Source organism: Paenibacillus sp. FSL K6-1230, from assembly GCF_038002385.1.
Classification (GTDB): Bacteria; Bacillota; Bacilli; order Paenibacillales; family Paenibacillaceae; genus Paenibacillus; species Paenibacillus massiliensis.
On the sequence record NZ_JBBOCK010000001.1, the window covers coordinates 3,551,705 to 3,577,546 of the forward strand.

A 25,842-nucleotide genomic window follows, 5' to 3' on the forward strand; every position below is an offset into this window, starting at 1 on the left:
CGGTCTGTATAACTTTACATTCTAATTTGAACAAAATTTATCCTTGTACCGGCTCATGAAGCCAATCCGCGATTCGCGGAACCATCTGCGTAGTTGGCATATGCTCCATCTTGGGTCCTGGAAGTGAATACAGGAAATGCTTCCCGTAATATGACTCCAGCACTCGCGTATCATAGAGAATGACCACGCCACGATCCTGTCCTGTTCTGACCAGACGACCAAAGCCCTGCTTGAACCGTATGACAGCCTGCGGCACGGATAGCTGCATGAATGGATTCTTGTTCTGCTGACGCAGCAGCTCACTCTTGGCCTCCAATAACGGCTGATTGGGCGGCTGGAATGGCAGACGAACGATGGCAAGGCAGGTCAGTGCATCCCCAGGAATATCGACCCCTTCCCAGAAGCTGCTTGTACCTAGCAATACGGCCGACTTGGCCTCCTGAAATCTGCGAGTTAACCTCGAACGACTTCCACTGTCTACACCCTGACCGAGCACCGTAATGTCACTGGCTGCCAGCGATTCTTTGAGCGGCTCATGCACCTGCCGAAGCATACGATAGGAAGTGAACAGCACAAGCATTCTTCCTTTGGTTGCCTGAGCTGCCTTACTCAGGGACTGCACCAGCGTACTTACGAACAACTCATCACCGATGCTACCCTTGACACTTGGAAAATCCCGTGGGATGACGAGAAGTGCCTGCTCTCTGTAATTGAAAGGAGATGGCAGCATCGACGTAAGAAGCCTGCCGGTGTCAGCCGCTTCCTGTAGCCCTAATTGGTCTATCATGTACTGAAAGGATTTGTCGACCGAGAGTGTCGCAGAAGTTAATACCACACTGCTCTTCTTATCAAAAAACATCTCCTTCAGCTGACGACTGACATCCACCGGAACTGCATAAAATTGCAGGGATTTACTGCGGAACTGACCGCTTGCCTCCAGCCAGTATACCGTAGTCTCATCCTCCATTTTCATGAAGAAGCGTAGATTCTCACGGAAGCCAGCCAGATCCTTGAACAGTCCCTTCAGATCAATCATGAGGCTCTCTGTGCCGAAATCCTCCAGCTCATCCTCCACTTCCTGTAGTAGCCTGTCTCCTTGACGAATGAGCTCGCCGAGGATCAAATAGATCTGCTGCTCCAGTGCCCCAGCATCTGACCAGCCCTTGGGCTTGTCAGATGGCTTCAGGCGTGACGAGAATTGCCCACTCTCTCCCGGCGAGGCATCCGAGCGCTCAGGCAGCATTGCGAATAGCATCTCGCTCAGCTTATCCCATGCTTCCTTCGCCTCCACAGCCTCACCATACATGCTGTCAATCGTGGAAGACCAGCCAGTGGCCTGTTCCATACCGGATTGATTCAGCATTTGCCGTAGCGCTGGCAATTGACCTGTCTTACTATCCTTGAATAGTCGGGTCAACGGATGAATAAATGTGAAATATTTCATATGAAGTCCCAGGTGCTTGCCTGCTACCTCTTCCAAATGGTGCGCTTCATCAATGATCAGATGCTCATAGCTGGGCAACAGCTGATGACTGGCCTTCACATCCGTGAAGAGCTTGGAGTGGTTCGTTACGATGACATCTGCTGTACCTGCTTCGTGGCGAGCACGATGGTAGAAGCATTTACGGAACCAAGGACAGGATCGGCCAAGACAGGAATCCGAATCACTTGCTACCGTCTCCCAGAAGTCCCCTCCTCGACTGCTAAGGTTCAGCTCTTCATCATCGCCGGTCTCCGTCATCGTGAGCCAGACAATCATCTGTGCAGCTGTGATCAGGTCCTCCTTGGGTGTCGCGAACTCTCTCTTATTTATTTTATGTTCAAACTTCCGCAGACACAAATAATGCCCACGTCCTTTGAATATCGCAGCCCGGAACGGAAAGTCCATAACCTGTGTCAGCAAGGGAATATCACGCTCACGAAGCTGCTCCTGCAAGTTGATTGTATGCGTGCTAACAGTCACCTTCTGGCCTGTCTTCACACTCTGATATAAGGCTGGCAGAAGATAACCGAGAGATTTCCCCGTACCTGTACCTGCCTCAATCAACAAATGCTTATCCTTCTGAAGGGCCTCCATCACAGTAGCGAACATCTGGTTCTGCGCTTCTCTCTCCTCATATTGCTTCAAGGTGGACCGCATACGCTCCTGCACGCCTTCCAGAAATTCCTCAAAAGTCACACCGCTGAGGGGACTAGCTTCCTCAGGGTCTCTAGGTGTCGTTATGTCTGTCCAGTCCTCAACCTTGAGTGCGAGCTGACGATAGAAGCTATAACCGTTCAGATCCTGATCTGTCTCGCGTTCACGCTGTTCACGTACGCCTTCAAAAAACCAGCTAAGATCACTGTCCTCATTTTGGAACAGCTCACACAGTCGCTGAATCGTAATGAGCGGCAGCGCCTGCAGATCCTCTAGACACTTAATGAATACCTCGGCGGTTGCCTGCGCATCACTGTCGGCCTGATGTGGCCTGTCATGCACGAGACCAAATTCCGAGGATACATACCCCAACTGATACGAGCCCAATGACGGAAAGAAGATCTTCAGGAAATCCATTGTATCCAGAATACGTCCTTGGTAAGGCAAATAACCACAGCGATCAAGCGCACTTTGTAAAAAATTGAAGTCAAAGGCCACATTGTGCCCGACCAGCACCGTATCATTTAATAATGGAACCAGCTCAACCATCATATCTTCAAGCTGCGGGGCATTGGCTACATCTTCATCTGTGATGCCAGTTAAGCCCGTAATGAATGGTGGAATCGGCTTTCCCGGATTTACATAAGAACCGTATATTTGGGAGATGCTTAAATCATGATCTATAATAGCAAGCCCGACTTGAATGATATCATCCGTGGACTGGGTTCCTGTCGTCTCAAAATCCAATACTGCAAATTTCATTTCAACCTTAATCCCTTCCATCAAATGAATTTTCTTTCCACCCATAATTAGTATACATCGGAATGGACTATGGTTCGATAAGCATACCAAAAGTTTGAGCTATTGAACAGGCAACAACAAAATAGAGCGATGCAAGGCATCGCCCTTAATGGTTCAGATTCAAAGAAAATCAGGCATGGAAAGGTTCGCCAAAGCGTAAAAGATCGGAGTTGGTTCGGCATGCTTCCATATTCTGAAGCGCCTCTTGCAGAGAAGGATCATAATTTAAGGCCAGTTTGAAGTATTGCAGAGCTGCCTCGACATTGGAGCTCTTGGTCTCTGCACAGCCGAGTGCGTTATAAAGGACAGCCTTTGTCTTTGCATCGCTGGTAAGCTCCAACGCCTGACGAAGCCCACTAGCAGCCTCCTGGAAATAGTCGTTATACAAATTAGATATAGCTCTGTACATATGTGCCATCAGACTTTGTGGGTATACAGCAAGCACCTGGCCAAATTGCTCCGCTGCCTCCCTGTACATCGTCAGACGGAAATATCCGATGCCACGAGTACACGCATCAAGCGTTAACTCTGGATAGGCATCCACATCCGAATGTACAGGACCAGCGTTGTGCTGCTGCTGTACTGCACGCATATCACTCATCTTCTCTTCAAATGCTAGCCATTGATCAATCATGGAGTCGCTCATCCGACGCAGCAGCCCCCATTTATACATCAATTCTTCCTTTCGAGGGCCTTGGGCAGAAGGGTAATATTTCATGATTTCATCTAACATGTCGTTCATCTCTGCGAATACATGCTTGAACATACCTATGCACGCCACCCTTCACAAGATGATGGAATTCACGTCGTAAGGTGACCAGATGCAGATCGGCGACGTGTACTCACATTTTTCGCCCAAAGCCCTCGTTTCATCCGCCCCTCTGCTGTTACATGATGGTAGCGTGTACTTCCTCATGCATGGTCTGTACAGCACGGTTCTTATCATCAACGAATACTACCGTTGGTTGGTATGATTTGGCTTCTTCATTGCTCATACTGGCATAAGATATAATAATGACATTATCTCCAGGCTGAACCAATCGAGCTGCTGCACCATTCAGGCAAATGACGCCACTGTCCTTGGGACCACGGATGACGTAAGTCTCCAATCTGGCACCGTTATTGTTGTTCACAATCTGGACCTTCTCGTTCTCCAGCAGATCAGCCTGCTCCATCAGCGTCTCATCTATTGTTATGCTGCCAACATAATTCAGATTGGCTTCCGTGACCGTTGCCCGATGAATCTTGGACTTCATCATCGTTCTATACATGGGACAGAACCTCCGCTTTTTGTAATCTCATATTGTCAATCAGGCGAGTACGGCCAAAATGAACGGCAAGCGCCATAATAACTTCTTCCTCAATTTGTTCCAATCGCTGCGTTAGATCCAGTGGTTGAAGAGACGGGAAAGTCAAAATTTCAACATAATCAATCCGTGCTAATGGTGATTGATTAATCGTCTGACGCAATATTGCATCAAGCTCCCCGACTGTCGAAGCTTCATGCTCTGTTACAGCCTCTTGGGCGGTGCGAAGAGCCTTGGATAGCGCAAGCGCCTGAGAACGTTCCTCCGGGCTCAGATAGACGTTTCTGGAGCTTAGCGCCAGTCCATCACCCTCTCTGACAATTGGACACGGCACAATAGTTACGTTCATGTTGAGATCCAGCACCATTTGCTGGAGCACGGCCACCTGCTGCGCATCCTTCATACCAAAGAAGGCTTTGTCAGGCTGTACCATGTTGAATAGCTTGGCAACAACCGTGGTCACGCCGTCAAAATGACCTGGTCTGGAAGCCCCGCAGAGGCGGTCTGTCAGGTCGCTTACCCGAATTTTCGTACGAGTAGGCTGAGGATACATTGTATCTACAGTCGGCATAAACAGAATATCTACGCCTTCACGCTCTGCGAGAGCAGCGTCGCGTCGCTCATCCCGCGGATAGCTGTCAAAGTCTTCATTAGGCCCGAACTGAATGGGATTCACAAATATGCTGATCACCACAATATCCGACTGCTCTTTGGCAGCTCTCATCAGGCTGGCATGCCCCTCATGCAAGTAGCCCATCGTTGGGACGAAGCCTACGCTGCGCTCTTGCACTGCTGCTCCGTTAGGACGGCGAAGCTCACTTAGCAGACGGCGTAATTCCTGAACATCCTTTACAATCCTCATTTGCTGCTCACCTTCTCTGGAGTCTTCTCGCTCGCTACTTTACCGTAGAGTGCTTGAACTACGCTGTCATCAGCCGTAAATACATGCTCCTTGGCTGGAAAGCTCCGATTTTTGACTTCATTTACATATTGCCCAATACTTTGCTTGATCTGCTCGCCAATGTCGCCGTAAGTCTTCACGAAACGCTTAGGCATATAATCGGACGTATATTTGAGGACATCGTGGTACACAAGCACCTGCCCGTCGCAGTCTCGGCCTGCACCGATTCCAATGGTCGGAATTTTCAACTCTGATGTAATGGCAGCCGCTACTTCTTCAGTTACGAGTTCCAGTACAATACCGAAGGCACCAGCCTCTTCCAGAGCCTTGGCATCTCGCATCAGACGCTCAGCATCCGCAGCATCCTTGCCTTGAATACGATAGCCGCCAATCTGATTTACGGACTGTGGTGTCAGACCGATATGTCCAAGCACAGGAACTCCTGCCTGTACCGTAGCACGAACCGTGTCCGCAATCTCCGCGCCGCCCTCCAGCTTGATCGCATGGGCATGTCCTTCCTGCATTAGTCTGCGGATCCCCTGCAGCGCTTCTGTTATACCGCTGTGATAGGTCATAAAAGGCATATCTGCGACAATAAATGTATGTTCAGCTCCACGTGCCACAGCGCGCGTATGGTAGACCATATCGTCGAGTGTCACCGGAATGGTGGAATCGTAGCCCAGCACGACATTCCCTAATGAGTCACCTACGAGAATGATATCGACGGCGGCCTCTTCCGCAAGCCTCGCGGAAGGATAATCATAGGCTGTAATCATGCTCAGCGGAATTCCATCCTGCTTCATTTTTTTCATCTTCACAATATTCAGTGGTTGTGCTGCCATTGTTTTGTTGCTCCCTTCAGTTCTTTTTTTGGCAAAGCAAAAAAACCTTTCAACACGTAATGAAAACGCGTTACAAAGGTCCGAACAGCCAAAAAAGAGTCACTCGCGATCGTCCCTTCTGTCTCGGTCCTGTTCGGCTCAGAGCAGAATCCAACGCGGGCCAGCAAATGAAGTATGTTGGTCAGCTTTGTAATGGATGGGCAATGCCCCGGAGTGCAGTTCGGCTCAATCCGATACCGCCTCCGTTACATTATAACAAAGCATGTAGCATAAATCCATCCTGGAAGTAAGTTACATTTTGTATAAAGTTACTCTTGATTCATTAAGCCTTGAGCTCTATTTCTCCCGAAAATACAGGCACCACTTGACCATCATCCAGACGCAACAGCAAGGCACCACTCGTATCCAAGCCCATAGCTGTGCCTTCAACAGTCTCTCCTCGGATGACAGAACGAATTCTACGCCCAAGTGATACCGAGAGCGCCTCCCAAAGGGCTGCAATTGGTGTGAATCCCTGCTCTGCATACAGATCATACAAGCTCTCTAGCTCAGACAAGATCGCCGCGATCAGCTCCGTGCGATTGATGACCTTACCTGATTCCAGTCGTAGCGAGGTTGCTACGCCCTTTAGCTCTTCTGGGTAATCCTCTGCCTCCAGGTTCACATCAATTCCAATCCCTGCAATGCAATACCTTAGTCGTTGGTCCTCAACAGCGGACTCCAGCAGAATACCACATAGCTTACGACCATTCACAAGCAGATCATTCGGCCATTTGATCTCAGCCTGCACACCTGTGCATTGGCGAATGGCCCGACATACAGCCACACCCGTCACCAGCGTAAGCTGTGAAGTATACTGAAGCGGCTGTTGAGGTCGGAGAACTATGCTCATCCAGATGCCTTTTCCCGGTGGCGAGAACCATTTCCGACCGAATCGCCCGCGACCTCCAGTCTGCTCCTCTGCAAGCACAGTCAATCCCTCAGCCATCCCGGACTCCGCGAGCTCCATGGCCACCTGCTGCGTCGAAGCTGTACTCATCAGCACACGTAGCTCTTGCCCGAATCGCCGAGTGTCGATGGCTGTAGCCAGCTCTCCCTGCTGCAGCCACTCGGGACGGCGCGACAGGCGATAGCCAAGGCGAGGGGATGCATCAATTTCATACCCCAGCTTGCGGAGCTTGTTTACATGCTTCCAGACCGCCGTACGACTAATGTCCAGCTGGCGACTAATATCCTCTCCGGAAATATCACTGCCTTCCGAGTCCAGCAACAGGCGTAGCAACTGCTCATGCTTGTTCATCGTTCATCACCCGCTTCGCTTCTTCAATTAGAGCCTCACGCTCATTTTTTACTTCCCCACAGGCTGCCTTATACAATAAACGAGCCATGAGCTGTCCCAGCCAAGGTCCTCCACGACGCTCCAGTATAGCCGCCAATTCCCCGCCGGTAATCTCCAAATCCTTCAGTTGAAGCACCGGGGCTGAGCTCAGCCATTCCTGCCCACGTGTCGTGATTAGCTCCATATGACTTCGGGCTTCCAAAGAAAGCTCACGATACTCAGTCGGCATCACCCGTTGCACCTCAAGCCAATCCTCTGCTGCTACAGGTCCATATTTTAGAATCAAGCTGATCCACAGCCGATGCAGCCCAACTGCTGGTGTTGCTTGCTCCATGATTGCATTCATTATTCCGTGCTGAAGCGAGGCCTCCATGCGTAGCAGAGCGATTGCACGCTCTCGCACTTCATTCGAGCAGGTCCACCCTCGCAGCACTGGGTCTAGCTCTTCTGCCGGTAAACGTGTAGACCATGCCAGCATGCCCCAGCGCAGAGGAGGTGCCAGCTCATCCAGACGTGTCAGCAGAGCTGGATCGACCTGCTCCCATGGTGTAGGGACCTTCGTATAGCTGAGCAGGCCAGAACGTCGAAGCAGCTCAAGTCCTCTTAGAGGGTCTGGGCCTTCCAGGAGCTTCTCGATCTCGGTGCGCACACGCTCCATTGCAATATGCTGCAGAAGTTCTCTTTTGTGAAGCAAGGCCTTCCACGTGTTATAAGCGATACTGAAGCCAAAGTTCGCCGCAAATCGCACACAACGAAGCATGCGCAGAGCATCCTCCTCGAATCGCTGCTCAGCCTCGCCTACACAGCGAACAAGCTCCAGACGAATGTCCTCTTCACCTGCAAAGGGATCGACTCTTGTGCCATCAGGCCGCATTGCAATAGCATTCATCGTAAAATCCCGTCTTCTTAAGTCCTCGATGATCTCCTTGACGAAGGCTACATCCGCAGGTCTGCGGTGATCCTTGTAGTCGGATTCCGTTCTGAATGTTGTGACTTCATAAGGGTTGCCCTCAAGCATGACTGTAACCGTCCCGTGCTGGATCCCCGTAGGAATGGCATCTGGAAAAAGATTCAGTACCTGCTCAGGCTCCGCCGCCGTCGTTATGTCCATATCATGCACGGGGCGCTTTAGCAGCTCATCGCGTACACAGCCACCTACAAAATAGGTCTCATAGCCTGCTGCTATCAGCGTATTCAACACTTTTAATCCATTGCTGACCATATCGGGGTCAGCGTAACGCCAACCATACATAGCGTTCCCACCTTTACTGCTGTAATCCGCAAGCGTTACTACCGATATTAGGAGCCTGCCCCATCAAGCCTGAGCTTTCAGCTATGGCAGATGTGACACATGGCAGGTCGGGTTACTTTTTTAGCCATTAATCGGCTTCAAAGCAGACGTCTCAAGTCCCAGTACCCGGTAGTAAATATCTTCATACTGCTGAGTGATTAATGTATCGCAAAATACGGTCCGTGCGCGTTCAAGGCAGGCTTCTCTGAAGTTTGCCGCGAGCTGTTCATCCGTCAGTAACTGAATGGCATAGTCCGCCATGCGCTCTGTATCGCCAATTCCGGCCAGGAATCCAGTCTCTCCATGAACGATCAGCTCAGGAATTCCACCAGCCGTCGATCCTACTGTCGGTACGCCGCAGGCCATGGCCTCCAGACCAACCAATCCGAAGCTCTCCTTCTCCGAAGGAAGCAGGAGCACATCTGCCATCGAGATAACTTGTGCAATTTCGTCCTGTTTGCCAACAAAGAACACCTCGTCCTGCAGTCCGAGCTCTTCAATCTTGCAACGAATTTTCGGCAGATCAGGGCCTTCACCTACCAGCAGCAGCTTGGATTTCACCTTTTGCTGTACTCGGTAGAAGATATCCAGTACATCGCTGACACGCTTCACCGGTCGGAAATTCGAGATATGCATCAGAATCTTCTCATCTGGCCGTGCAAAATCCCTCCGCAGGGAAGCCGCATCTCTCGGGAAGTACACCCGCTTGTCCACAAAATTGTAGGTCAGATCAATCGGACGCTCGATATCCAGCACATCAATTGTCTCTGTAATCAAATCCTGCGATACAGCCGTAACCGCATCACTCTGGTTGATAGCCAGCCTGATGAGATCCTTAAGCGATTCATCCTGAGCCAGGACCGTAATATCCGTACCATGAAGGGTTGTTACTACCTTTAATTGATCTCCGACCATCTGCTTCGCAAGAAAGGCACATACCGCATGTGGTACCGCATAATGGACATGCAGAACATCCAGGTTCTTCATTTGCGCAACCTGCGCCATCTTGGTAGCCAATGACAGATCATACGGAGGATAACGAAATACGTAATAATCATTGACTTCGACTTCGTGATAAAAGATATTCCGATGGAAATGTCCACCTAATCGAAACGGAATGCCATTCGCGATAAAATGGACCTCGTGTCCACGCTCGGCCAAGAGCTTACCTAGTTCTGTAGCAACTACGCCTGATCCACCCAAAGAGGGATAACAGGTGATACCAATTTTTAATTTGCGATCCATGTTCCAAGGTCACCTCTTTTTCCTACACTTAAATTAACTTCTATATGTACCATCCTTGTACGAAACAATGACGGGTCTATTCCCGAAAAAAATCCCGCTGTAACGTTCAAAAGCGCTACCCGCGGGAATGAAAATGTTCAACTACAATCGGTGTTTTGCAGGCAAACCCTTCCGCCAGCTGAATCAGCGAACGCTGCCCGAGTAAGGAATCTCTGGCACGCACGCGCTGTAGATACCCCTGGTTCAGAGGTGTTGCGACTACATCATCACCTTCGGCAGGTGCATCGAATTGGGAGCGATAGCACATCAGGCTCTGCTCCTTGAGCTCATAATGCTCGGTTACATCTACGATGACATCGGCCTGTCCAAGGTCATTGATAAAGTAATAGTACAGCTGTTGTACATGTACTGCTGGCAGCTCTGGCATATACCGACGCAGCTTCGCGTTGAAGACAGCCTCATCGACCAGCTTACTGCACATCACATGATCCGGATGCCTGTCCTCCCAGTATGGTGCAAACACGATGGAAGGAGCATGACGGCGAATTTCTGCTGTTACTGTAGCAATATGCTCTGGTGTTATGTACAGTCCCCGATCGGGCAGTCCCAGATTGCTTCTTGTCGCCAGTCCCAAGATCCGCCCGGCCTCGTCGGCTTCCTTCTGCCGAAGTTCTACAGTCCCGTTAGAGGACATCTCGGCACGAGTGAGGTCACAGATTCCTACCCGCATTCCTGCCGACACATGCTTCGCAATTGTACCTGCCATTCCAATCTCGGCGTCATCCGCATGAGCACCGAATATCAAGATATCCAGACTCATGCGTCCCCAGCCTCATCTACACCAGGCTTGTATTTATGAACCAGGTTGCGCCAAGCAAAGTCTCCCCGATCTACAGCCTTTACGAGAATTTCAGCAGTCGCAATATTGGTCGCAAGCGGAATCCCCTGTACGTCACACAAACGCAGCAAGGCCGTGATGTCAGGCTCGTGCGGCTGGGCCATAAGTGGATCGCGCAGGAAAATGATCAGATCCATTTCATTTTGTGCGACAAGCGCACCAATCTGCTGATCTCCGCCTAGTGGACCGCTCATGAAGCGGTGGATCTTCAACGAGGTCACATCCATGATACGTTGTCCGGTTGTACCCGTAGAGTACAGCTCATAATCCTTAAAGACATGCTCGTAGGCTGTCACAAAATTAACCATTTCGTCTTTTTTTCTGTCGTGAGCGATAAATGCAATTTTCAGCATAGATGTGTACCCTCTCTCATCCAGTTAGATACTAATCAATAAAATGCTCAAATCCATACACCATTCCAGTGCGCTCCATTACCTTTTGAATCCCAATCTTAACCCCTGGCATGTATCCAGCACGTTCGTAGGAGTCATGACGAATTTTGAGCGATTGCCCATAATCACCGAACACAACCTCCTGCTGAGCGAATACACCTGGTAATCGAACACTATGAATACGGAAGCCCTGATAGTAGCCTCCGCGCGAGCCTTCAATTGTCTCTTCCTCATGCGGATTGCCCTGACGGAGCTCCTGACGCTGCTCGGCAATCATCTCCGCTGTCTTCACTGCAGTTCCGGAAGGGGCATCAAGCTTGTGATCCCCGTGATACTCAATAATCTCAAGATGCGGGAAATATTTAGCCGCTTGGGCAGCGAATCGCATCATCAGAATGACGCCAATGGAGAAATTGGGTGCAATCAGCCCACCGATCCCATGCAGCTTGCATTGCTTGTCCAATTCTTCAATCTGCTCAGGCGTGAAGCCCGTCGTCCCCATGACAGGACGTACACCATGCTGGATGGCAAGCAGTGTATGCTTGTATGCGAATTGTGGGGTTGTGAAATCCACCATGACCTCCGCACCACTGCTTGCCAGTGCCGACTCCAGATCTTCTGTTACGAGCACTCCGGCTGGTTCTAATCCAACCATCGCTCCTGCATCCATCCCAACCTCGGAACGACTCACTGCAGCAACAAGCTCAAGCTCATGATCCTGCAAAGCCAGCTTAACTACTTCTCTTCCCATACGTCCGCCGGCTCCTACAACTGCTACTCTAATTTTATCTGCCATGTTTGCATCTCCTTTTGCTGCTGTCTGGAAGTCGTTAGTTTCATCTTCATCAGGCCCGAGTCAATGGGGCTCATGTCCGGTATCCGCCTCTAATTTGCGACGGTGCATATCTACTAGCAGACGATTCAACCTCTCCTCATGAGGAAGAAGGGCTTGCGCCTCCTGAATCGCACGAATAGCGTCATCGTATCGGGATAGCTCTCCATAGGCTAATGCCGTCAGTACAAGCGCATCCCCGCTTAAAGGGTCTAGTCTTACAGCCTCCATCAGGAGGGATAAGGCCAAATGCGTAATCGCCTGATCATGGCGCTGATCTCCTTCAAGGAGCCTGCGGGCCTCTGCTGTATATTGCCTGGCTTCCAGGGCGTGCAAATGAAGCACATATTCCTCTTGCCCGGGCGCCAGCTGTATAGCTCTTCTTGCGCATTGAACAGCCTGATCCAGGTGATTGCTGCGGGCATGAGTGACGGAGCATCGGTAGTGATGGCTGGCAACATGGGGTTCCTGGGCAATAGCCTGTTCAAAATAACGGATTGCCGCTTCAAAATCGCTGTTCAATATGCATTGGTATGCCTTCTGAATGCAATCATCCGCCTTCATGCTGCCGCACCTCCGAATTCCGGTTTAGTACAGCATATGTAAGGATAGCCTAATCGGTGTCCTTTTTGGTCCAGCGATTTGCGTCGCGTGTGTTGAATTTGTGCATCACTTTATCGTGGGCCTGTGTTAGGTCAATGCCAAGGGAATTGGCAAAGCAAATGGTGATAAACAATATATCCCCAAGCTCCAGTTCAATGGAGTTATCTGCTTCGTCCGCCTTCTTCGGCTTCTCACCAAAAGAATGATTCACCTCGCGCGCGAGCTCTCCCACTTCCTCCGACATGCGTGCCAGCATAGATAAAGGACTGAAATATCCTTCTTTGAACTGCGAAATATACTGATCAACTTCACGCTGCATGTCTGCAAGTGTTTTGTCCATGAATCCAATCTCCTTTTAGCAACTCACTATCACTATAGAACGAACAGTTGCGCCAAAGCTCCAAATTCCAATAAGAGCTGCTTGAACTGGTCGTTACGAAGGTTTATCCATATGTTATCGTAAAGAAGATTTGAAAACAAATATTTTTTATCTTCCATGAACAAGGTATACTATGTAAGGTTGCCCGGAAAAATATTCTAAAGGCAACGCCAAATTATTAACAGTGAGGGATAATATGAAGACGCTAAAGTCTCTGGAGCCTTTTAAAACCATACTACCAATCGTGCTAGGTGCTGCTGTATTTGCTTTTGGAATCCTGTATTTCATCATTCCTAACAAACTGATGGAAGGCGGAGTAACAGGCATAACACTATTGCTGAACTATGCCTTTTCCATCTCGCCATCCCTGTCCACCCTTCTTCTTAATATACCTCTCTACATGATCGGGTGGAAAGTTCTCGGCGGAAGACAGATGATCTACACAGGGATCGGCATCGGAGCGCTAACCTTCTTCCTGTGGCTATTCGAAAGAATGATCAAGGCTGGCTGGATCGAGCCTTTTGCAACCGAGCATGATATTTTACTAGCTGCATTATATGCAGGTGTAACGCTGGGGGCCGGGTTAGGCATCGTATTCCGCTTCGGCGGCACTACTGGCGGCTCTGATATTATAGCCAGAATATTGAATCGTCGGTATGGCTGGAGCATGGGACAAATTATGCTTGGCATTGATGTCATTATCATCGGGACCTCATTACTCTATATTCCCAAGGAGAAGATCTTGTACACACTGGTTGCCGTCTTCATCGCTTCCAAGGTCATTGATTTTATTCAGGAAGGGGCCTATTCGGGCAAAGCCTTCATGATTATCAGCGACCATGCAAATGAGATTGCCTCTATCATTACCAAGGACATGGAGCGAGGGGTAACGATCATTCCGGCAATTGGCGCCTATTCACAGCAGGCCAAGTACGTCGCTTATTGCGTTGTCTCCCGACAGGAAATTCGTCGCTTACAGCAAATCGTGAAATCTGTCGATCCGCGAGCATTCATGATTATTAGTGAAGTTCAGGATGTCCACGGTGAAGGCTTTAGAGAAGAGTAATGAAAAAAATTGCCCCAAGGCTATAAGACCTTATTGTCTCATCGCCATTGGGGCAATTGCTGGTAGAACACCTATTAGCTCCTGAAGCGTGGCTTCCAGGGGCTTTCTCCATTATACTTGCGATAAGCTGCGTAGCTTAGTGCGCAGGATAGCAGGATGGAGATGGCCAGCATGGCATTGCGACTGTCAGCTATCGGGACAAAGCTGGCGAAGGCCGATGCGTCCTTTTCTCTGCCGAATAACACGTTTAACGTCTCACTTCCGCTGCCCATGGCAGACTGAAGTGCAGAAATATCTAATGGCTGCCGATCCGCAACTCCCCGCATATACGACATCCAGGAGTCCATTCGAACCACCGCAGCAGAAGACCCGCTCACAACGACGGCTGTACGAATGGTGGCATAATGCTCCTCCATAGATTGAAGCTCTGTTGATACTCCGCTTTTACTGCCTTTGGAGAATTGAGTCTGCATGGCGTTCAGATCTTCCTTTAATATCTTGAAATACTGCTGCCAAAGTGGATTTTTCGGATGAACAAGCGTGTCCGTAGCCAACCTCAAGCTGGCGGCCACGCGAACGGTCTCCTCCTGGGAAGCCTGTACAGACCGTAAAGACTGCTCCAGATCAAGAATGCTACCTGACAGGGCGTGAACCCCTTCCATCGTAAGCTGTTGCTGAACATCTCCGCTGGCAAAGAGACTGCGAATACGTTCAAGCTCCTGCTGTACCGCGCTAATATCACCATCAGATGCATATCTATAGAGCAGCTCTGCCCGCTGATTCAATTCTCTAATCGTAGCTTCTTTCGCACCTGCGATCTGAACGCCAGCGTCCGCTATACCTTCAGGAAGCAAAAGAATGCTAGCAAGAAGTATGCTGACAGCAACAGCACATAACTGTTTGAATCGGTTCATCGGACACCCCCTTATCCTTAGCTTATGGACAAGAGGAAGCGACTAGAACTACCCACGCAGGGAGACAATCAGAATATGCCCCAGTGCACAGACGAGTGTGTGTTCACCTTTTTCCTAAACGTACGTATTCTGTTGAACGTGCTTGAAGTGTGTTGTTGTGCTTGAGCTATGTTGAGCTGGACTGTCGCACCTACTCCAAAATATCAATGATACTAGCGCTGCAGTTCCTCTTGCCGAACGCCGCGCACACCCAGATACCTGAACAAGCCCCCAAGCAGTACACTTCCAAGCGTCAGCAGGAATGTAAAATTGCGTACAGCCGGGACATGATCATGCAGCGTAGCAGGTAGCCAAGGGAAAATCCCATATGTATAATCCATCGTATCATTCAGGAAGGTCCACCCTGCTGCCAAGGCCAAAGCCCCCGCTCCAAAGGTAAAAAAACGCACATACAGCAATACCTCTACCGCCATAATCGTGTGTGAGGCAACGAGCATCCAGTCGGTAGGCTGAATCATTCCTCCCTGGGCTGCCCCAGCAAAGATAATCGCAGATGCCCATACACCGTATTTCACGCTGGTCACTACCGCAAGAGCTTCCAATACTGCACGCAGCGCCCTGCCAAGCAAACGTTTGGGAGGATACAGTAAAAATAACAAGGCTGCACAAAAAAATAGACTTGCTGTCGGACTATCGGGTACAAAAACTAACAGCCAGCCGGGGTATTCCTCCCAAGTATAGCGAAGCTGCGCCCCGTACCATACATACCCATACACAGTGCCTACCAGATTACAAATGAACAGCAGCCACAAAAAATAGCGATTCGTCAAAAAAGCCCGACTCCATAACAACGAAATTGACAACCCATGTTCCCCCTCCGGCATGGACGTGGACCTCATAAACAGATCCAGCCATGTAGACACTTTAAAAAGCCAAGAAAACGTCCTTCGACGCTCCTCCACAAAAAAACAGACCGCACTTGGCGGAAGGATTGTTGCAAGCAAGGTCCGACTCACTTCGGCTCACTCAAAACTTATGTACGATATCTAAAAGTGTTTCACCATCTTGAAGAAACCTGACCGCATATACGGTCAGGCTCTGTATTCTATTCTACTGTGGCTGCTACTTTTAAGCAAGCTTGCAGCTTATCGAATCATCGCTTTCAGTTCATCCGTAAGATTCCGAAAAGCTACCTCGTCTTTGGAAGCTAGTGCCTCGTCAATGGCCAGGTACAGCTTCTCACTACGATACTTTTGCAAAGCATCATCAAGCACCATTTCAGCTGACAGTCCCAGCATGACTTCATAAGTAACTTTCATTTTATCCATAGGATGCACCTCCAAACTAGGGTTCAAGGAATTTGATATTGCTTGCCTTTCTCGACATAATTCTGTGCCGTAAGAGCCATTCGCTCCAGATCCGCCTCTGTCAGCTCGCGCACTACTCGTGCCGGGGAGCCTAGTGCCAGCGTATAGGGAGGAATCTTGCTACGCTCCGTTATGATGGAGCCTGCCCCTACTAAAGCATATTCACCAATCTCTGCGCCGTTAAGTACGATAGCCCCCATGCCAATTAATGTACCTTTGCCGATGGTGCAGCCATGGATAATAGCAGAATGGCCTACCGATACATCCTCTGCCAGCACCAGCGGCTGATTCGTGTTCACATGACCCACGACGTTATCCTGAATATTGGAACGCTCCCCAATGATTACTGGCGCCATATCTCCTCGAAGCACCGCGTTGAACCATACTGAGGATTGTGCAGCGATGGTGACATCCCCTACCAGCTTGGCCCCTTCGGCTACGTACACGGTAGAATGAACAGAAGGCAGATAGTCCTTGTAAGCAATCTTCATAGAACTCACCCTTTCTACATTTGGATGAGATTCTAGCAACCACCGTCAGGAATGTCAACACAGCTCGATACCATAGCTTCGAACGGCTTCCCTACCCCATGCTGTCATCTGGATCGCACCTTGCTCCTGATCCGTTGACCTGAGCATCCCCAAATGCATCATCATTCGGAGAAGACGTCTAGTGAAGATATCCTCTGCTGTGTCATAGTAGAAGGGCTTGATATATCCCTGTACCTGCTCGTACAGCTCTTGACTGGATATCCACTGCTCTGTGCATGTACAAATCCAGTAGACCAGTGAGAACAGATTCGGGATAGCGCCTTTATACAATCTTAACCAAAATCTGAACAACTGTATCATACTGTCTTCAAGCGGTATATCCAGCGTTTCCCGTCCTGCATCTGTCAGGATCAGCAGTCCGTTCCGTTCCTGAATCAATCTGCGGTGCAGTGCATAATCCAGCAGCAAAGCCAGACGATCAGGGTAATGCCTGAACGACCTCCCGTATCCAAACCGCCAGCCTCCCTTGGCTGTAAGCTGCTCCGCAATATGCATATGCTCTATGAGCTGCTGTTGGCTTCTTCTGTACATGACACCTTCTGCATTCAATGTAATCTCATGACCATCTACAAATCGCAGCATGAGTCTCAGATCCTCAGCCAGCAGATGACCTTCATCCCGGTATGCCTGTGGGGGGGGCAGGCTTGTCACTGCCGCTCGCATGCTTTTGCTGATTGTATGCCGAAGTCGCTTCTTCAGATCCTCCGGCATCTGATACAGGTAACGCGTGTTGTGCGTCGAACCGTTGAATAGCCAGCCCGAGTTACGCAAACGGGACACGACCGCTCGGGGTGTCTGCTCAGCACCCTCTTCCGCGTCTCCAATAGCTTGACGGGCTGTAGCCAATAGCTCCTCCATGCTCAGGTAGGGCCTTTCGTCAAAAAGGAGACTGTTCAAAAATCTGCGGTCTGCTGCATGCAGTTCCTGCACCTGTTGCTCGAAGAAATCCCTTCCTCCCAGCTTGCTAAGAATTCCCTGAATCAATTCGTGCTTGGAGTTAGGCTTGCATTCACAAGCATAATGATCGGCAATTCTGTTCAATTGTCCAATGTCCGCAAAGGTGAGCATATCTGCAAGGTTCAAGGGTTCCACCGCCTTATCTTCGTCCTGTCGCTGGAGAATGGATTCTAGCCTTAGAAGCAATGCTGTCTATGCACATCTTTGACGAATTTATGCTCTCTTAAACGTAAAATAGAGTAAAAAGAAAAAAAGGCTTCCTTCAGCCGCAGGGCTGTAAGAAAACCTTTGAACATTTCTTCCTATAGCAAGTGCTATGCCTAAAGCAAATGATCTGTGCTGTTGAACAGCACCTTTACCCATTCCAGATCCTCTCTTTTGATAATCGTAAGAGATAGATTCCCAATTCGTTCACTCACATGCTCGGGGTACAGTCTGGAATACAGCTGGGCAAGCAAAGCACCATGCGATACTATAAGCAAGTTTTTGTCCTGATGTTTATCCCATACATCCTGCAAAAAATGCATTCCACGCTCAATCAGAGCTGCCTCCGATTCCTGGCCAAGATTGAGCAAATGCCATTCCTTGCCCCAACGAGCTTCCCGCTCCTCCTGAGTCAAGCCCTCAACCTCGCCATAAGCCCGCTCTTGTAGTCGTTGGTCTGGCTCCAGAACCGGAATTTTCAGTATTTCGCCCAAAATTTCTCCAGTCTCTCTTGCTCTGGACAAGTGACTTGTAACAATAGCGTGCCATTCAAAAGGCTCCTGGAGTAGCCTTTCTCCTAGCAAGCGGGCCTGTCTTCTGCCCTCGTCATTAAGTGCAATGTCACTTTGCCCCTGAATCTTACCCATTGCATTCCAATCTGTAAGACCGTGTCTGATCAAACCTAGCAGCATTGTAGTTCCTCCGTAGTTCGATTAGTTCAGCTTCTGTATTCAGAGCTCACTGCATACTTGGCATTTGATCTCTTGTTCTTTGTTCACCTAGCGCCTCACTCGGTGCACCCAACTGATGGACACCAGAGCCAGAGCCACCGCGAGTACAGACAGCACCATCCAATATTGCGGATACGTAGGAATCAGATTCCCTACGATCGGTTCCATAATGCCAATATGGCCTTCGGGAACATGCACAATAAAGCTTGATGAAGCCGAGTCTGATCCAGCCACACCGGTAGGCATCAGGCCTGATGGTTGCAGGGTTGTCTCTGTCGGTCGGACGGTGCGTCCGCTAAGGTTCAGCACCAAAAAACTGCATAAAAATAGGGCGAGAAATCCTGCAATCCAGAGCGATACATGCCTGCGAAGTGCAGGACTGATTCTGGAACGCCGATTTTCGCCAGGAACTAGCCATGGAGATTCTGCGTAGATCCGCTCCATGACTCTGCGATTTACTTGCTCTGCTTGCTCTTCAGTTACTTCATCTACGAACTCTTGAACAGCTAAGCTCTTCACTTGGCCCAAATCTTGATCTGCCGAACAGTGCTCACAATCCGCCTGATGGTCCTCAGCCATCTTGCGGCGCGGGTCTTGCTCGGACAAATGATCTAGCTTGCCGAACAATTCCTTAGCCTCCCTGCATTTCATCGGCTCTTCAGTCCTTCCCTTTCCTCAAATACGGGTTCAAACAAATAAGGCTCCAATTGGTTCTTAACACTTGAACGCGCCCTGAATAAAAGAGATTTTACAGCACTTACCGTCTGTCCGAGAATCTTTGCAATCTCCTGGTAGTCCAGTTGATCATATTCTCTGAGAATCAAAGCGGAGCGTTGCTTCTCAGGCAGATTCTTGATCGCTTCCCGTACCATCTCGACCTGCTCTGTACGCAAGATCGCCTGCTCTGGTATCAGATCCGTAGGTGCAACTGGCACATAACCACTTTCCTCTAACGGTACACTTCCGCTCCGCTGCTTACGCAGTTCGCTGAGCACCGTATTCCGTGCAATTGTGTATAGCCAAGTTGAGAACGATGCATCCACTTCACGGAAGGTCCCGAGGCTCTTGTAGGCCTTGTAAAAGGTCTCTGAGCACAAGTCCTCTGCCATCATCTCCAGGTTGGAGCTTTTTAACATATGATATACAAAAGCCAGAATTTTACGCTGATACCTGCGCATGAGTTCTGAATACATTTCCACATTGCCTTGCTTAATTTCCTGAATCAACTGGGAATCTGTCATCATCCGAGTGAGAGCCTCCTCGCCCCTAACATGCCTGTTCCCCGTTCGACTCTATATATGTATTACCGAACAGGTTATTAAAAGTTGCGGTCAAGCCGCATATTTTTCTGAAAACAAACAAAACAACATCATCAACAAAAAAGAACATCCGTCATCATCAACAAAAAAGAGTATCCGTCCGTCAAAACACACGAAATAAAAATAAAAAAAAGACCAAGTTCCAAAAATACCTAGTTCATTGTATCACAAAAAACCAGTGGTCAAAAGCTCCAAACAAGCCCGAAAATCATGAAAAAATAATGTGAACAATCAGAAACATTTCCAAACCCTTACTGTGCCTCATCCCAAAGGTCTTTTGCTCAAGACTTTTATCATGTAATTTAGCAGAGAGCTTTAGTATAGATTTGGGGAATGACCTAAGCGTGGCCTTAGAAGAAATCTTCAGCTTAGAATATAGTTCGAGTTCTACCTCGAACTATACCATATGCTTTCTCAAGCCTGTGAATTCCTTAGTATGATTATCGGATTTTTACAAATCTTTTTTAAGACTCCTTAGAACAAAAAAAAGACCACCTAGGCCAAGGCCTAAGTGGTTACTACTATGTCTCAAGTAGTTTAGTTAAAGGATAGGAGTGGAGAGAAACCATACTGTACTTTTATTATATGTATCCGTTTTCATTTTGTCAACACTCTTTTTTTAAGCGTTTTCTTTTTCCTTAATATTGAAAATCGGGTCCCGTATAGGCAATGAATGGACGGGCCGACTGCCCTCCATCCACCCCCGCATGAACCCGAGATGTCTAGCTAAATAACAACATGATGGCCTTGGGACTGCAAGAGCTCCCTTGCCCGGCTCCATGCTTCTTCCTGTCGGAAGGACAGACGCAGGATGCCAGGCACATCCTCCCTGCTCTCAATAATCTGCATGTTGCTCAGATTGATACGATGATCGCCCAGCAATGTCGCAATCTGACCGATGATACCAGGCGTATCCGGGACATCAATATACAGATCGAACGTTGACGTGATCATTCCTTTACGGCGCTCAGGTAATTCACTACGGAATGCTCCGGCTGTCGCAAACTCCTGCTCAACCCCAGAACCGTCCTGGCATTCCAGCAGCTCAGTAAAACGTTCGATCTGACGATTCCAATCTCGCAGTAACCGCAGTAGTACCTGCCTATTGCTGAGCAGGATGTCCCGCCAGACGATAGGATCACTGGAGGCAATCCGCGTAATATCCCTGAAGCCTCCAGCAGCCAGTGTACTGTAGAGTGGATTTTCCTCATCATAAGCCCGCACCTGATTCACGAGTGAAGCTGCGATAATATGCGGTAAATGACTTATTGCACCTACGATATCATCATGCATGACAGGCTCTACTGTCACAACCTGCGCTTTCGTGTGGCCCAGCAGCTCCTTCAAAGCGTTCACAGCTTGCTTAGGCACCTTTGCGTCAGGACACAACACATAATAAGCATTCTCGAACAGCACCGAAGAAGCTGCCGTTACCCCTGAGCGCTCCGAGCCTGCCATCGGATGCCCACCGATAAAATAAGCCCCTTGAAGATTCGTCTCAGACGCCAGACGGGTAATCGAGGATTTAGTACTACCGACATCCGTAATAATACAGCCCTGCTTGAGAGGAAGCTCTGCCAGCCTGAGCAAATAATGCTCCAGCAGACTTACTGGCACGCACAGAAAAATAAAATCGGCATCCTCGGTTGCTTCCTCCAACGACAGAGTAGCCGTATCCACGACGCCTCGTGTAATCATGGGGTCAATGAGTTCTGGCATATGAGCGTGGCCGACGACGTTGATTCCCGGCTTCCCCTTAAAGCAAAGACCAAGTGAACCGCCAATCAGCCCCACTCCAATTATAGCTATTTTCATCAGAATCTGTCCTATCAGTTATTTACGCTTTAACTGCTCCCAGTACCTCTTCAAGCGCATGAATAAAGGCTGCGTTCTGCTCTGGAGTCCCTACCGTTACGCGAATGAATGTTGGATGTTTCTTAAAGCCTGAACGGATAATAATTCCTTTACGCAGCAAAGCGTCAAAGACTTCGGATGAAGGGCGTCCTACATCCACCATGACAAAGTTCCCGTGCGCCGGGAAAGTCGCAAGACCAAGACGCGAGAATTGCTCCTGCAAATAAATAATTCCGTCAGCATTCTTCTGACGGCAGTGGTCAACAAAGGCCTGATCCTGAAGTGCTGCTCGTGCTGCAGCTTGTCCCAGGCGAGACGTGTTGAACGGCTCCCGCACCTGATTGATCAGCTTGATCACGGCTGCACGTCCAATTCCATAACCTACACGCAGAGCAGCAAGTCCATAGATCTTGGAGAACGTACGAAGAATGACCAGATTATCGTATCGGGATAGCAATTGAATGCTATTGGGATATGAGGCATCGGTTACATACTCGAAGTAGGCTTCGTCCAGTACGACCATTACATGCTGTGGAACACGGTCCAGGAAAGCAGTGAGCTCATCCTCGGTAACAATAGTTCCTGTAGGATTATTCGGATTGCACACCCAAATGATTTTGGTCCGTTCGTTCACACGAGACAGCATCGCACTCAGATCATGAGTCCCATCCTCCAATGGAACCTCAATGGTAGCGGCTCCTTCGATATCAGCATTGCTCTTATAAACGGAGAATGTCGAATCTGCCATGATCGTCTCGTCGCCTGGCTGCAAGAAAGCACGCGCAATCAGAGCAATCACTTCATCCGAGCCGCACCCGAAGATAATCTGATCAGACTGAACACCAACATGCTGAGCCAGCTGTGCTGTCAGCTCAACAGCACTCCCGTCTGGATACAAGAACAGCTGTGATAGCTCATTTTGAATCGCTTGGGCTACTGTAGGGGAGCTTCCATAAGGATTCTCATTGGAGGCCAGCTTGATGACCTCGCTCAGACCCAGCTCCTTCTTTACTTCTTCAATCGGCTTGCCCGGCTTATAGACCGGAAGACCGACAATACGCTGTTTTGGCTGCATGCCAGTTTCCCCCTTCTAGATGCATCATTGCGCGTACGTAAGCACGTACGCGCAATGCAAAAAATTATACTCTCAATTGTGCCACAAACTGACGAATTTGCAATAGTCCATTCTGTCTGCTACCAGACTCGCGAAGCAGAGGAATAGTCTCTTCAATCTGCCGCACGATGGCACTGCCCACCACGACGCCATCGCACATTTGCGAGAAGCGCTGCACTTGCTCCCGTGTAGAAATCCCGAAGCCGACAGCAACTGGAATATCTGTGAAGCTCTTGACCTTGGCGATGAAGCTATCCACTTCATTATGGAAGGAGGACCGCTCACCCGTTACACCAAGCGAGGATACACAATAAATAAATCCGCGTGCATTCTTCACGATCTTCTCAATTCGCTGATCGGATGTCGGGGCTACCAGCGGCACGAGATGGACATCGGCCTCTTCCGCCATCTTGCCCATGACTTCCGCCTCCTCGATGGGAAGATCGGGAATAATCAGACCACTGATATCATGCGTCCGAATCGTTGCAAAAAAGGTCTCCAATCCCATCTGTAGAATAGGATTATAGTAGGTGAAGAGAATGAAAGGCAGCTGTGACCCGGCTTCTCTCGCTTGCTTGGCAACCTCCAGACACGAGTGAATCGTAATTTGGCTCTGCAAGGCCCGCTCGGAGGCACGCTGGATGACCGGACCGTCAGCAAGAGGGTCCGAATAGGGAACTCCCAGCTCCAGAATATCTGCCCCGGCCTCCTCCAGCTCGTGAATGATATCCAAGGTTGTATTCAGATCCGGGTCTCCGACCGTCAGGAAAGGAATTAGCGCTGTTCTCCCTTCACCGCGCAGACGCGTGAAGACTTCATCCATTCGATTCATGACGGCTCTCCCCCTGTATACTTAATGATCGATTCTACGTCTTTATCACCGCGTCCAGACAGGCAAATGACTACAACATCATCACTGCTCAGTTGTGGTGCCAGTTTGATGACCTGAGCAATAGCATGCGAGGATTCCAGCGCCGGCAGGATTCCCTCCAAGCGGCACATGAGCTGTAAGGCCTCGATAGCCTCATCATCGGTAATCGGTACGTATTCTGCTCGTTCAATATCCTTCAGATAGGAATGTTCTGGACCGACTCCCGGATAGTCCAGACCCGCCGAGATCGAATGTGCAGGCTGCACTTGCCCGTATTGGTCTTGCAGCAAATAGCTCATGGAGCCCTGAAACACGCCGTGTGTCCCTTTTGTCATCGTAGCCGCATGATACTCTGTATCGACACCTTTACCTGCTGCCTCTACTCCGACCAGCTTCACAGTCTCATCCTCCAGAAAAGGATAGAACATGCCGATGGCATTGCTACCACCTCCGACAGCAGCTACCACGACATTTGGCAGTCGGCCCTCTGCCTCCAGAATCTGACGGCGTGTCTCATCGCCGATAACTCGCTGGAAGTTACGAACCATCATCGGATACGGATGCGGTCCAACAGCAGAGCCCAGAATGTAAAAGGTATCATGCACATGGCTAACCCAGTAACGAAGCGCTTCATTACCGGCGTCCTTGAGGGTCCGTGTCCCTGAAGTGACAGTAACGACCTCTGCACCCAGCAGACGCATGCGAAATACGTTCAGCTGCTGGCGAACGGTATCCTCCTCGCCCATGAAGACTTTGCATTCCAGCCCAAGCAATGCAGCCACGGTCGCTGTAGCTACACCATGCTGTCCTGCACCAGTCTCAGCAATAACCTTGGTCTTGCCCATTCGCTGTGCCAGCAGTCCTTGTCCCAACGCGTTATTAATCTTATGCGCACCTGTATGGTTAAGGTCTTCACGCTTCAGGTAGATCTTGGCTTGTCCGAGATGCTCACTGAGACGCTTCGCGTAGTACAGTGGCGTCTCCCGCCCCGAATAATTTTGCAGCAGATCATTCAGCTCCGCATTAAATGCTGGATCATCTGCATACTTCCGGTAAGACTCCTCTAGCTCAAGCAAAGCATTCATCAGGGTCTCAGGTACAAATCTGCCCCCGAACACCCCAAAGCGTCCGTTCATATCAGGATATTGTGTCAAGCCGCTTCACCCTCTCCACAAAACTTGTAATTTTCTGTATATCCTTCATCCCATCTGTCTCTACGCCACTAGATACGTCCAGTCCGTCAGGAGCATATAACGCTATGAGCTCTGTGACATTCTCTGAATGCAGGCCTCCGGCGACGAGCAGTGTAATTCCATGCTGCTGTGCCCAGTCCTGATAAGCAGGAATTCTGTCCCATGCAAAAGTTCGCCCCGACCCTCCCCCATATACGGGGTCATGTGTATCTAGCAGTAGAGCATCTATAGTCCCGATATAGTCATCCAATTGGTTATGTACAGATGCTTCTGTACCATCCGTAATAGGAAGTGCTTTGATCACCCTTAGGTCCAATTGTTCCTTAACTGCACGGCAAAATTCAGGACTCTCCTGCCCATGTAGCTGAATAATATCCAGCGGGGCTGTGTGAAGCAGTTCCCTCAGCTCTTGCAGCTCGGGATTAACAAATACGCCGACACTTTGCGGCGCAGCTTCCGTCTGCCATTCCCTTAGAATAGGGATCAGTTCGGCCGCCTGCTGTGCTGTGACCCGACGCTTGCTTGGCGCAAATACGAATCCGATATAATCCACTGGTAAATGTACCATAGATTTTAGCACTTCAACGCTTTGAAGTCCACAAATTTTTACGGCCGTCCTCTCCATGCTATTGCTCCTTTCTCTAAGCTCATAAAGCATGATCCCCAATACTATTGCGTTGCATTGCTGTTATCATTAGCATTACTGCGCTGCTTCTGTGTTGTTTCTGTTCTGC

At 49.5% G+C, this 25,842-nt stretch carries 27 protein-coding genes; 1 reads left to right on the forward strand and 26 read right to left on the reverse strand.

Annotated elements, in window-relative coordinates:
• Nucleotides 1-37 precede the first annotated feature (37 nt).
• From dinG to MKX74_RS15600, 13 genes are all read right to left on the reverse strand, one after another.
• Entirely contained in the window at nucleotides 38-2,899 is a 2,862-nt protein-coding gene (dinG, locus tag MKX74_RS15540; protein WP_341179056.1) for an ATP-dependent DNA helicase DinG, read from the reverse strand.
• 169 nt (nucleotides 2,900-3,068) lie between these two features.
• Nucleotides 3,069-3,704: a hypothetical protein gene (locus MKX74_RS15545; RefSeq protein ID WP_341179057.1), complete on the reverse strand. Its 636-nt coding sequence runs from the start codon at nucleotides 3,702-3,704 to the stop codon at nucleotides 3,069-3,071.
• 121 nt (nucleotides 3,705-3,825) lie between these two features.
• Nucleotides 3,826-4,209 (reverse strand): aspartate 1-decarboxylase, encoded by a 384-nt coding sequence (gene panD / locus MKX74_RS15550; RefSeq protein WP_018886206.1) that lies wholly within the window; start codon nucleotides 4,207-4,209, stop codon nucleotides 3,826-3,828.
• Nucleotides 4,202-5,107, reverse strand: a complete 906-nt coding sequence (gene panC, locus MKX74_RS15555) for a pantoate--beta-alanine ligase (protein WP_341179058.1) — start codon at nucleotides 5,105-5,107, stop codon at nucleotides 4,202-4,204. Before panC ends, panD begins: the two co-directional genes overlap by 8 nt.
• Nucleotides 5,104-5,988 (reverse strand): 3-methyl-2-oxobutanoate hydroxymethyltransferase, encoded by an 885-nt coding sequence (gene panB / locus MKX74_RS15560; protein ID WP_341179059.1) that lies wholly within the window; start codon nucleotides 5,986-5,988, stop codon nucleotides 5,104-5,106. The genes panC and panB overlap by 4 nt, the downstream gene beginning before the upstream one ends.
• A gap of 322 nt (nucleotides 5,989-6,310) precedes the next feature.
• Nucleotides 6,311-7,288 (reverse strand): biotin--[acetyl-CoA-carboxylase] ligase, encoded by a 978-nt coding sequence (locus MKX74_RS15565; protein ID WP_341179060.1) that lies wholly within the window; start codon nucleotides 7,286-7,288, stop codon nucleotides 6,311-6,313.
• Entirely contained in the window at nucleotides 7,275-8,579 is a 1,305-nt protein-coding gene (locus MKX74_RS15570; protein WP_341179061.1) for a CCA tRNA nucleotidyltransferase, read from the reverse strand. The genes MKX74_RS15565 and MKX74_RS15570 overlap by 14 nt, the downstream gene beginning before the upstream one ends.
• A gap of 120 nt (nucleotides 8,580-8,699) precedes the next feature.
• On the reverse strand, nucleotides 8,700-9,863 hold the full coding sequence (gene bshA / locus MKX74_RS15575) for an N-acetyl-alpha-D-glucosaminyl L-malate synthase BshA (protein WP_018886211.1): 1,164 nt from the start codon (nucleotides 9,861-9,863) through the stop codon (nucleotides 8,700-8,702).
• Nucleotides 9,864-9,978: 115 nt separating this feature from the next.
• The gene (gene bshB1 / locus MKX74_RS15580) at nucleotides 9,979-10,683 is read right to left on the reverse strand and encodes a bacillithiol biosynthesis deacetylase BshB1 (RefSeq protein WP_341179062.1); all 705 of its coding nucleotides are present in this window, start codon (nucleotides 10,681-10,683) and stop codon (nucleotides 9,979-9,981) included.
• Nucleotides 10,680-11,114 (reverse strand): methylglyoxal synthase, encoded by a 435-nt coding sequence (gene mgsA / locus MKX74_RS15585; protein ID WP_018886213.1) that lies wholly within the window; start codon nucleotides 11,112-11,114, stop codon nucleotides 10,680-10,682. Before mgsA ends, bshB1 begins: the two co-directional genes overlap by 4 nt.
• A gap of 31 nt (nucleotides 11,115-11,145) precedes the next feature.
• The gene (gene dapB, locus MKX74_RS15590) at nucleotides 11,146-11,949 is read right to left on the reverse strand and encodes a 4-hydroxy-tetrahydrodipicolinate reductase (RefSeq protein ID WP_341179063.1); all 804 of its coding nucleotides are present in this window, start codon (nucleotides 11,947-11,949) and stop codon (nucleotides 11,146-11,148) included.
• A gap of 60 nt (nucleotides 11,950-12,009) precedes the next feature.
• Nucleotides 12,010-12,549 (reverse strand): tetratricopeptide repeat protein, encoded by a 540-nt coding sequence (locus MKX74_RS15595; RefSeq protein WP_018886215.1) that lies wholly within the window; start codon nucleotides 12,547-12,549, stop codon nucleotides 12,010-12,012.
• 49 nt (nucleotides 12,550-12,598) lie between these two features.
• Nucleotides 12,599-12,928 (reverse strand): nucleotide pyrophosphohydrolase, encoded by a 330-nt coding sequence (locus MKX74_RS15600; RefSeq protein ID WP_025677795.1) that lies wholly within the window; start codon nucleotides 12,926-12,928, stop codon nucleotides 12,599-12,601.
• A 235-nt stretch (nucleotides 12,929-13,163) separates the two neighbouring features.
• Between MKX74_RS15600 and MKX74_RS15605 the strand changes: the two genes are divergently transcribed.
• A complete protein-coding gene (locus MKX74_RS15605; protein WP_018886217.1) occupies nucleotides 13,164-14,033 on the forward strand; it encodes a YitT family protein in 870 nt (289 codons plus the stop codon).
• 74 nt (nucleotides 14,034-14,107) lie between these two features.
• On the opposite strand, the gene MKX74_RS15610 is transcribed toward MKX74_RS15605, so the two are convergent.
• The 13 genes from MKX74_RS15610 to MKX74_RS15670 all read right to left on the reverse strand — a co-directional run bounded on the left by MKX74_RS15610 (nucleotide 14,108) and on the right by MKX74_RS15670 (nucleotide 25,733).
• Complete coding sequence (locus tag MKX74_RS15610; RefSeq protein ID WP_341179064.1) at nucleotides 14,108-14,947, reverse strand: sporulation protein YpjB; 840 nt, start codon at nucleotides 14,945-14,947, stop codon at nucleotides 14,108-14,110.
• A gap of 212 nt (nucleotides 14,948-15,159) precedes the next feature.
• The gene (locus MKX74_RS15615; protein WP_341179065.1) at nucleotides 15,160-15,810 is read right to left on the reverse strand and encodes a DUF1405 domain-containing protein; all 651 of its coding nucleotides are present in this window, start codon (nucleotides 15,808-15,810) and stop codon (nucleotides 15,160-15,162) included.
• 282 nt (nucleotides 15,811-16,092) lie between these two features.
• Nucleotides 16,093-16,275: an IDEAL domain-containing protein gene (locus tag MKX74_RS15620; RefSeq protein WP_018886220.1), complete on the reverse strand. Its 183-nt coding sequence runs from the start codon at nucleotides 16,273-16,275 to the stop codon at nucleotides 16,093-16,095.
• A gap of 23 nt (nucleotides 16,276-16,298) precedes the next feature.
• Nucleotides 16,299-16,805: a gamma carbonic anhydrase family protein gene (locus tag MKX74_RS15625; RefSeq protein ID WP_341179066.1), complete on the reverse strand. Its 507-nt coding sequence runs from the start codon at nucleotides 16,803-16,805 to the stop codon at nucleotides 16,299-16,301.
• A gap of 54 nt (nucleotides 16,806-16,859) precedes the next feature.
• A complete protein-coding gene (locus tag MKX74_RS15630; protein WP_341179067.1) occupies nucleotides 16,860-17,948 on the reverse strand; it encodes a hypothetical protein in 1,089 nt (362 codons plus the stop codon).
• 194 nt (nucleotides 17,949-18,142) lie between these two features.
• Nucleotides 18,143-18,718, reverse strand: coding sequence for a histidine phosphatase family protein (locus tag MKX74_RS15635; RefSeq protein WP_341179068.1), 576 nt, complete (start codon nucleotides 18,716-18,718; stop codon nucleotides 18,143-18,145).
• Nucleotides 18,719-18,805: 87 nt separating this feature from the next.
• The gene (locus tag MKX74_RS15640; protein ID WP_341179069.1) at nucleotides 18,806-19,384 is read right to left on the reverse strand and encodes an anti-sigma factor; all 579 of its coding nucleotides are present in this window, start codon (nucleotides 19,382-19,384) and stop codon (nucleotides 18,806-18,808) included.
• A 20-nt stretch (nucleotides 19,385-19,404) separates the two neighbouring features.
• Nucleotides 19,405-20,001 carry an RNA polymerase sigma factor gene (locus MKX74_RS15645; RefSeq protein WP_018886225.1) on the reverse strand — a complete coding sequence of 199 codons (597 nt, stop codon included), beginning with the start codon at nucleotides 19,999-20,001 and terminating at the stop codon, nucleotides 19,405-19,407.
• 801 nt (nucleotides 20,002-20,802) lie between these two features.
• The gene (locus MKX74_RS15650; RefSeq protein ID WP_341179070.1) at nucleotides 20,803-21,891 is read right to left on the reverse strand and encodes a prephenate dehydrogenase; all 1,089 of its coding nucleotides are present in this window, start codon (nucleotides 21,889-21,891) and stop codon (nucleotides 20,803-20,805) included.
• Between the two features lie 22 nt (nucleotides 21,892-21,913).
• A complete protein-coding gene (hisC, locus tag MKX74_RS15655) occupies nucleotides 21,914-23,005 on the reverse strand; it encodes a histidinol-phosphate transaminase (RefSeq protein ID WP_341179071.1) in 1,092 nt (363 codons plus the stop codon).
• 64 nt (nucleotides 23,006-23,069) lie between these two features.
• Nucleotides 23,070-23,876 carry a tryptophan synthase subunit alpha gene (trpA, locus tag MKX74_RS15660; RefSeq protein WP_341179072.1) on the reverse strand — a complete coding sequence of 269 codons (807 nt, stop codon included), beginning with the start codon at nucleotides 23,874-23,876 and terminating at the stop codon, nucleotides 23,070-23,072.
• Nucleotides 23,873-25,069 (reverse strand): tryptophan synthase subunit beta, encoded by a 1,197-nt coding sequence (trpB, locus tag MKX74_RS15665; protein ID WP_028589092.1) that lies wholly within the window; start codon nucleotides 25,067-25,069, stop codon nucleotides 23,873-23,875. Before trpB ends, trpA begins: the two co-directional genes overlap by 4 nt.
• Nucleotides 25,053-25,733 carry a phosphoribosylanthranilate isomerase gene (locus MKX74_RS15670; RefSeq protein ID WP_341179073.1) on the reverse strand — a complete coding sequence of 227 codons (681 nt, stop codon included), beginning with the start codon at nucleotides 25,731-25,733 and terminating at the stop codon, nucleotides 25,053-25,055. Before MKX74_RS15670 ends, trpB begins: the two co-directional genes overlap by 17 nt.
• Nucleotides 25,734-25,842 lie beyond the last annotated feature (109 nt).